The 7,359-nt window shown below is 62.9% G+C and carries 8 protein-coding genes and 2 pseudogenes; 6 read left to right on the top strand and 4 right to left on the bottom strand.

Translation table 11 applies throughout. From position 1 onward, the window contains the following. Positions 1 to 50 precede the first annotated feature (50 nt). From A0U87_RS25045 to A0U87_RS25030, 3 genes are all read left to right on the top strand, one after another. Entirely contained in the window at positions 51 to 533 is a 483-nt protein-coding gene (locus tag A0U87_RS25045) for a hypothetical protein (protein ID WP_048938282.1), read from the top strand. Positions 534 to 1,002: 469 nt separating this feature from the next. Further along, a complete protein-coding gene (locus tag A0U87_RS25035; protein ID WP_080993624.1) occupies positions 1,003 to 1,308 on the top strand; it encodes a helix-turn-helix domain-containing protein in 306 nt (101 codons plus the stop codon). Continuing rightward, the gene (locus tag A0U87_RS25030; RefSeq protein ID WP_048938283.1) at positions 1,298 to 1,702 is read left to right on the top strand and encodes a hypothetical protein; all 405 of its coding nucleotides are present in this window, start codon (positions 1,298 to 1,300) and stop codon (positions 1,700 to 1,702) included. The genes A0U87_RS25035 and A0U87_RS25030 overlap by 11 nt, the downstream gene beginning before the upstream one ends. Here A0U87_RS25030 and A0U87_RS25025 read toward each other — a convergent pair. Further along, positions 1,668 to 1,898, bottom strand: a pseudogene (locus A0U87_RS25025) (transposase); the annotation flags it as partial. The gene A0U87_RS25030 and the pseudogene A0U87_RS25025 overlap by 35 nt on opposite strands. Before the next feature lie 60 nt (positions 1,899 to 1,958). Here A0U87_RS25025 and A0U87_RS25020 point away from each other — a divergent pair. The 3 genes and pseudogenes from A0U87_RS25020 to A0U87_RS25010 all read left to right on the top strand — a co-directional run. After that, positions 1,959 to 2,459, top strand: a pseudogene (locus A0U87_RS25020) (transposase); the annotation flags it as partial. A 329-nt stretch (positions 2,460 to 2,788) separates the two neighbouring features. Continuing rightward, positions 2,789 to 3,727 carry a right-handed parallel beta-helix repeat-containing protein gene (locus A0U87_RS25015; RefSeq protein WP_048938345.1) on the top strand — a complete coding sequence of 313 codons (939 nt, stop codon included), beginning with the start codon at positions 2,789 to 2,791 and terminating at the stop codon, positions 3,725 to 3,727. Positions 3,728 to 3,758: 31 nt separating this feature from the next. Further along, a complete protein-coding gene (locus A0U87_RS25010; protein ID WP_048938279.1) occupies positions 3,759 to 3,953 on the top strand; it encodes a hypothetical protein in 195 nt (64 codons plus the stop codon). A 114-nt stretch (positions 3,954 to 4,067) separates the two neighbouring features. Here A0U87_RS25010 and ahpF read toward each other — a convergent pair whose 3' ends face one another. The 3 genes from ahpF to betI form a co-directional block, all read right to left on the bottom strand. Further along, positions 4,068 to 5,648 (bottom strand): alkyl hydroperoxide reductase subunit F, encoded by a 1,581-nt coding sequence (gene ahpF / locus A0U87_RS25005; protein WP_048938280.1) that lies wholly within the window; start codon positions 5,646 to 5,648, stop codon positions 4,068 to 4,070. Positions 5,649 to 5,836: 188 nt separating this feature from the next. After that, entirely contained in the window at positions 5,837 to 6,400 is a 564-nt protein-coding gene (ahpC, locus tag A0U87_RS25000; RefSeq protein WP_004210655.1) for an alkyl hydroperoxide reductase subunit C, read from the bottom strand. A 134-nt stretch (positions 6,401 to 6,534) separates the two neighbouring features. Further along, the gene (betI, locus tag A0U87_RS24995; protein WP_048938281.1) at positions 6,535 to 7,137 is read right to left on the bottom strand and encodes a transcriptional regulator BetI; all 603 of its coding nucleotides are present in this window, start codon (positions 7,135 to 7,137) and stop codon (positions 6,535 to 6,537) included. Between the last annotated feature and the right edge of the window lie 222 nt (positions 7,138 to 7,359).

Raw genomic sequence — 7,359 nt, 5'->3', positions numbered from 1 at the left:
TTCGCCCGTTTCCCCCGCATATTGTCGTCATGACAGCAAGGAGACCATGGATGATCCGACAGCCCGCCACCACGTCCGCCCTTCGCCTGATCCTGCCCGGTCTGGGCGCGCTATTGCTGCTGGGTGGCTGCGCCAAGGGCGTGGACAATGAAGCGGTGGCGAACAATGCGAGCGTGCCGGCCCATGCCGAGGCGATCGAGGATACGGACTCTGTCGCGGCCCCGGACAATGTAGGTGCGGCGCTGCCTACCGACGAATGGGTCGGGCGCTGGACCGGGCCGGAAGGGCTGTTCCTCGACATCCAGCCCGCACCCGACGGCAAGCCGGGCCATTATGCGCTGGCCAACAAGGATAATCTCGACCGGGAGGCGACCTATAGCGGCCTGGCCGATGGCGCGACGATCCGTTTCGTGCGCGATGGCCGCGATCTCGCCATCCGGCCCGGCACGGGGGCGGAGACGGGCTTCAAATATCTCGCCGACAAGCAGGACTGCCTGATCGTGAAGCCGGGCGAGGAAGGTTATTGCCGATAAAGCGGGATCGGCAAGGGGCATGCCGACGCGACAGGGGCGAAGTTCACAGTGTCGTGTGGCATTTCGGGCTGTTTGCACTGGATACGCGCTCGCCACGCGCCCATGGCGCGCCAGTCGCGCGTCAACTGGGTCAGGACAGCGTCGGGCCGACGCGCCGGTTGGGTCATGCCGACGCGACAGGGAGGTGACACATGGGGCACCGACCGTGGCGGGCTCCGGCCGGGGCGAGAGAAGGGGGCGGTGCTGGTGCTTCGCTCAGGGTAGATCAGAGATTAGGCGAGACGGACAGGGCTTTGCTGCGCTTGCCTGACGATGTCGGGTTTTGACGGCTGACGCGCAAATGCTGGCCTCTCCATCTTCGTCATCCCGGACTTGATCCGGGATCCATTCTGCGCTCGCTCTCGGGCGTAGTGCCGAATGGATCCCCTGAGTTCACAAGCGAAGTGCAACACCGCAGACAGGTGTTGCCATGTCAGGATATTACCAGCTTACGCTTGAGGAACGGTGTTCGATTGCCCGTCTTCATGAAGACGGGCAATCGATCCGGCAAATCGCTGCAGCTCTGGATCGCTCGGCATCGACGATCTCTCGGGAACTGAAGCACAACAGCGGCCACACGATCGGCTATCGCCCCGTCCATGCGCAGGAACGGGCAGCGGCACGACGGTGGTCGGGCTCCCGGCTTGAGCGCGATCACGCGCTACGCGAAGCCGTGCTCGACCGAATGGCGGCGGGGATGATCACCCGAACAGATCGTCGGGCGCATGACACATGATGCCCGTCACGCCGTCGTCAGTCATGAGCGCATCTATCGCTTCGTCTATGCCCAGATACGGCGAACCCAGGACTTCAGCTGGCGCCTCTACCTTGCGCGCGGCAAGTCCAAACGCGGCTGGCGCCGAAAGCCGGGCGGCTCGCCGGCAAACTTCATTACTGGCAGAAAACCGCTCTGCGAGCGCCCCGGCGAGGCCGACGACCGATGCACGCCAGGCCATTGGGAAGCCGACGCCATGCTCTTTGCAACCTATGGACAAGCCATCCTAGTCGCCCATGAGCGGCAATCCTGCCTGACGCTCGTCGTCAAAATGAAAGACCGCAAGGCTACAACCACCGCCAGAACACTCCGGGCCCTGCTCGCTCCCATACACCAGCATGGCACCACCGGCTGAAACGCCGATGAACTGTCTTCCAACGGGTGTAGCGTTCCGGCAGATCGCACCAGTGTGCGCCTGAGCGTAAAATCCACAAACATCCGTTCACGAACAATCGGTTATCCGATCCCGTTCGGCCCGGATCGCCGGCCTTACCGGGCAGCAAAAGGGCTATCCTCGCCCACTGCGCCTCGGTTAGCTCATATCGCTTGATCCCCATCCATCCGCTCCGCGCCTCAACACGGAGCCACATGAATCAGACATCACGCCGTTTGTGAATCCTGAATGGCGATCCGGCCTAGCTGACACTGATGCCGCGGCTGCGCTAAGCCAAGGCGGCCGGCTCGATTCCCAGAAGAAGGCGTTTGCCGAACGGGCGCTCAATGCGGAGATGGATCACCATCTTGGCCAGGACGAACAAAGGGGCAACACCCCAAACGGCTATTGCCGCAAGACAGTGACGACTGACGGGCGGCGGATCGAGATGGAAGTAGCACGCGATCGGACGGGCAGTTTCGCCCCGCAGCTGATTGCTAAATGCCAGCGCTGTTTCCCTGGCTTCGATGACAAGATCATATCGATGTACGCGCCTGGAATGAGTACGAGAGAGATCACCGGTCATCTGCGTGAACTGTACGGGATCGACGCATCCCTCGACCTGATCAGCACGATCACCAACGCGGTGCTGGAGGAAGTCTCAATCTGGCAACAGCGCCCGCTGGACCCAGCTGATCCGCTGGCTTTCTTCGATGCGATCCGGGGTAAGGTCCGCGATTAGGGCATGGTCCGCAACAAGGCGGTTCATATTGCCTTGGGGGACTTGTCCACCACAGCGATCACGGCAGCCAACCGGTCAGATATGCCGGCCTCAATCTCCTGTTCTGCAAGCGGAAGCGACGGGCGGGCGTGCGGTGCGTTCGATCAGGATGTCATTGCGTTGCGGTCTGCCGCTTCGCCGACGGTCAGGTGAAAGGCGAACGGCCTTTTCGGGGCGCCGGACCCCTGTAAACGTCTTGGCAATAATCCTGCCCCAAAGTGGGGCATGTGCTTTCAGGTTTACTATGGGGCTTGGCTATGATGCGGTCGGCGCCTAGCCTTGATGCCATGCGCATCTTCTTGACCCTGCTGCTGGTGTCCGCAGCCATCACCGCGTCGGCCTTTGCCCAGAGTGCGCCGGCCCCGTTCACCCTTGCCGAAAATGGCCGGGGCTTTGTCTCGCTTGCCGATGCGATCGGCGCGATCGGCGATGGCAAGGGCACGATCATCGTCGCGCCGGGCACCTATCGCCAATGCGCCGTGCAGAATGGCGGCGAGGTGACGATCAAGGCGGCAACGCCGGGCAGTGCGATTTTCGACGGGGTGGTTTGTGAGGAAAAGGCAGCTCTGGTGCTGCGCGGCCGCACCACCATGGTCGACGGCCTGATCTTCCAGAATCTGCGCGTGCCTGACGGCAATGGATCGGGCATCCGCCTCGAAAAAGGCAATCTTTCCGTCAGCAACAGCCTGTTCCGCAACAGCGAGGAAGGCATTCTGACCGGCGAGGATCGCGGTGCCACGGTCCAGATCGACAAGTCGACTTTCCGCCATCTGGGCCGGTGCGACCGCGATCTCGACTGCGCCCATGGCATCTATATCGGCCGGGTCGCGCGCCTTAGCGTCACCCGTTCGCGCTTCGACCAGGGCGATGGCGGCCATTATCTCAAGAGCCGCGCCGCGCAGGTCGATATCCGCGACAACAGCTTTGACGACAGCGGCGGCCATCTCACCAATTACATGATCGACCTCAGTAACGGCGCCAGTGGCCAGATCGTCGGCAACGACATGGTGCAGGGCAAGGACAAGGATAATTGGTCGGCCTTCATCACCATTGCGCCAGAGGGCCGCGAGCAGGACAGCAGCGCCCTGGTGATCGAAGGGAACAAGGCCGGCTTCGTGCCGGGCCTTGCGCGCGGCTCGACCTTCGTCGCCAATTTTACCGACGATGTCGTCCGTATCGGCCAGAACCAGCTTGCCCCGAGCATGAAGGTGAAGGACCGGCGCTGACTTTGCCGCGCCGATCTGATAGGGAAGGGCGATGCGCACCACCTATGACAGCGCGACCGTCCGCCTCTATCATCTGGGCGACGACGGTGCGGCGATGACGATCCTGTACGGCCCCCTGAGCGAAGCCCTGCGCGTCGCCGAGCAGCAGCCGCAGGACGTGCAGGACGGTCTGTTCCTCGCCACCGACAATGATGTCGTCGCTTATCTCGACCTGATCGAAAGCTGAGCGGTCGCGCATTTCGGACGAGAGAATAGGAAAAAGGCCGGTCCGTCAGGGGAACGGACCGGCCTTCGCTGGCCTGAAAACCAGAAGGGGGGAACTGGTTCAGGCGGGCATTTTTCAGGCTGCCTCGGCCGCTTCCTCGGCAGTGGGCAGGCGGATCAGATAGTCGAAGGCCGACAGGGCTGCGGTTGACCCTGCCCCCATCGCGATGACGATCTGCTTGTAGGGCACGGTGGTGCAGTCGCCGGCAGCGAAGATGCCGGGCTGGCTGGTTTCGCCGCGCGCGTCGATCTCGATCTCGCCACGGGGCGAGAGGGCGATCGTGTCCTTGAGCCATTCGGTGTTCGGGACCAGGCCGATCTGGACGAAAATGCCTTCCAGCTCGACATCATGCTCGGTGCCGCTGTTGCGGTCCTTGTAGCTGAGGCCACTCACCCGCTCGCCATTGCCGTTCACCCTGGTGGTCAGGGCCGAGGTGATGATCTTGACGTTGGGCAGGCTGGCGAGCTTGCGCTGCAGCACCGCGTCGGCGCGCAGCTGGCTGTCAAACTCGATCAGGGTGACATGGGCGACGATGCCGGCCAGGTCGATCGCCGCTTCGACGCCGCTATTGCCGCCGCCGATCACCGCCACGCGCTTGCCCTTGAACAGCGGACCATCGCAGTGCGGGCAGTAAGCCACGCCCTTGTTGCGATATTCGTCTTCGCCGGGCACGCCCATCTGGCGCCAGCGGGCGCCGGTCGACAGGATGATGGTGCGGCCCTTCAGCGACGCGCCATTTTCCAGCACGACCTCATGATAGCCGCCTTCGGTCTTGGCCGGGATCAGCTTCGCCGCCTTCTGCAGGTTCATGATCTCGACGTCATAATCCTTGACGTGCGCCTCCAGCGCCGAGGCGAGCTTGGGGCCTTCGGTGCGGCTGACCGAGATGAAATTCTCGATGTCCATGGTGTCGAGCACCTGACCGCCGAAGCGTTCCGCCGCCACGCCGGTGCGAATGCCTTTGCGTGCCGAATAGATGGCCGCAGCCGCGCCAGCGGGGCCGCCGCCGACCACCAGCACCTCGAAGGGATCCTGCTTGCGAATCTTCTCCGCCGCCTTCGCCTCGGCGCCGCTGTCGATCTTGGCGACGATCTGCTCCAGCTCCATCCGGCCCTGGCCGAAGGGTTCGCCGTTGAGGAAGATGGTGGGCACGGCCATGACCTTGCGGGCGTCGACCTCATCCTTGAACAGGCCGCCGTCGATCGCGACATGGCTGATCCGGGGGTTCAAGACGCTCATCAGGTTCAGCGCCTGCACCACGTCGGGGCAGTTCTGGCACGACAGCGAGAAATAGGTTTCGAACGCATAGTCGCCGTCCAGATCCTTCACCTGCTGGATCAGATCCTGCGCGGCCTTGGACGGATGACCGCCGACCTGCAGCAGGGCGAGCACGAGCGAGGTGAATTCATGGCCCATCGGCAGGCCGGCGAAGGTGACGCCGATATCGGTGCCGACGCGGCGGATCATGAAGCTGGGCTTGCGCTTGTCCGAACCGGTGGCAAGGCTGACCTTGTCCGAAAGCTCGGCGATTTCGGTCAGCAATTCGTTCATTTCGCGCGACTTCGCGCTTTCATCCAGCGAAGCCACCAGCTCGATCGGCTGGGTGATGTTCGCCAGATAGGCTTTCAACTGCCCCTTGAGATTTGCGTCCAACATGTCTGTCTGGCTCCGTGGGAAAAAATGGCGGGCCGTCCCGATCGGGAGGACGCGACGGCCCGTCCGGGGAATTGGTGCGACCCAAAAGCCCCGTTGAAATAGAGATAAGTCTGTAGAAAGCTTTTTGAAGGTCCGCCGGGTCCCCTCAATCTGGGCGAACCCGGCGGCCTTTCAGCACCTAAAGATGCTTAGATCTTGCCGACGAGGTCGAGCGAGGGGGCGAGGGTTTCCGCGCCTTCTTCCCACTTGGCGGGGCAGACTTCGCCCGGATGGCTGGTCCAGTACTGCAGCGCCTTGATCTTGCGCAGCAGTTCGGCCGCGTTGCGACCCACGCCCTCGGGGGTGATTTCGACCAGCTGGATCACGCCTTCGGGATCGAGCACGAAGGTGCCGCGGTCGGCCAGGCCAACGCCTTCGCGCAGCACGCCGAACTGGTTCGAGATGTCGTGGTTCTGGTCACCCAGCATGTAATAGTTGATCTTGCCGATGGCCGGCGAGGTGTCGTGCCAGGCCTTGTGGCAGAAGTGGGTGTCGGTCGACACCGAGTAAACTTCCACGCCCATGCCCTGCAGGGTGGGGTAGATGTCGGCCAGGTCTTCCAGCTCGGTCGGGCAGACGAAGGTGAAGTCGGCCGGGTAGAAGAAGAAGACGGCCCACTTGCCCTTGACGTCGGCATCGGTGACGTCGACGAACTTGCCTTCCTTGAAAGCGGTTGCCTTGAAAGGCTGCAGGGGGGTGTTGATGAGAGCCATGGGCTATCCAGTTCCTTGATTAGGGTTGCTGTTGCGAAGCCTGTTTAGGGAAGCGGATGATTCGGGGGAAATTGGTTTTCTCGGACATGTTGATAGATAAAAGCGATCACACACTATCCGATTAATCGAACAGCTCATTGATCCCGCAGGGCATGACCCATGGCCCGTTCGACCAGCTGCTGCGCCTCCGCCGCGCTGAAACTGGTGGGATCCAGGCAATATTCCAGCCACAGCCCGTCGACCAGCGCGGTGAGGCCGATGGCCTTGAGCCGTACCTGCGCGGCGGAGAAGGCCGGCGCGGCGGCGGCGACCAGCCCCTCCAGCTGCGCGCGCGATGCGGCATAGATGTCGGCATGGGCGGCCGCGACATCGGCGTTGGACTTGATCAGGCTCCAGAAGGCGATCCAGGTGGCGAGCAGGTCGGCGTCCAGCACGGGCTCACGGAAATTGGCCTGGAGAAAGGCACGCAGCCGGTCCAGCGGATCATCGCCCGCGCCCATGATCGCATCGTCCATGGCCTGGGACACGCGCTGCCCGACATCGCGATAAGTGGCCAGGATCAGCGCATCGACACCCTCGAAATAATGGGTCAGCAGCCCGGACGACACGCCCGCGGCGGCGCAGATGGCGCGGACAGAGGTGCCTGCCACGCCCTTTTCCGCCAGACATTTTGCCGTTGCGTCGATCAGTGCCTGCCGCCGGACATCGGCGGACTCCCGTACGAATTTCGCTCTCACTTGCCCCCCGGCATGGGACGACCCGGCGTCCCGAACATGCTATATTGTTGCCGCTCATTGTGCGGAAATGACGGGCGCTGGCAAGCGCCGTTCGACCCGATTGCGGATCGATCCGGCCGGTTCGCCCGTTTCCCCCGCATATTGTCGTCATGACAGCAAGGAGACCATGGATGATCCGACAGCCCGCCACCACGTCCGCCCTTCGCCTGATCCTGCCCGGTC

It is taken from the genome of Sphingobium sp. MP9-4 (assembly GCF_005281675.1).
Classification (GTDB): domain Bacteria; phylum Pseudomonadota; class Alphaproteobacteria; order Sphingomonadales; family Sphingomonadaceae; genus Sphingobium; species Sphingobium yanoikuyae.
The sequence above is the reverse complement of the archived record's forward strand: the minus strand, read 5'-3'. Positions and strand labels throughout refer to the sequence as shown.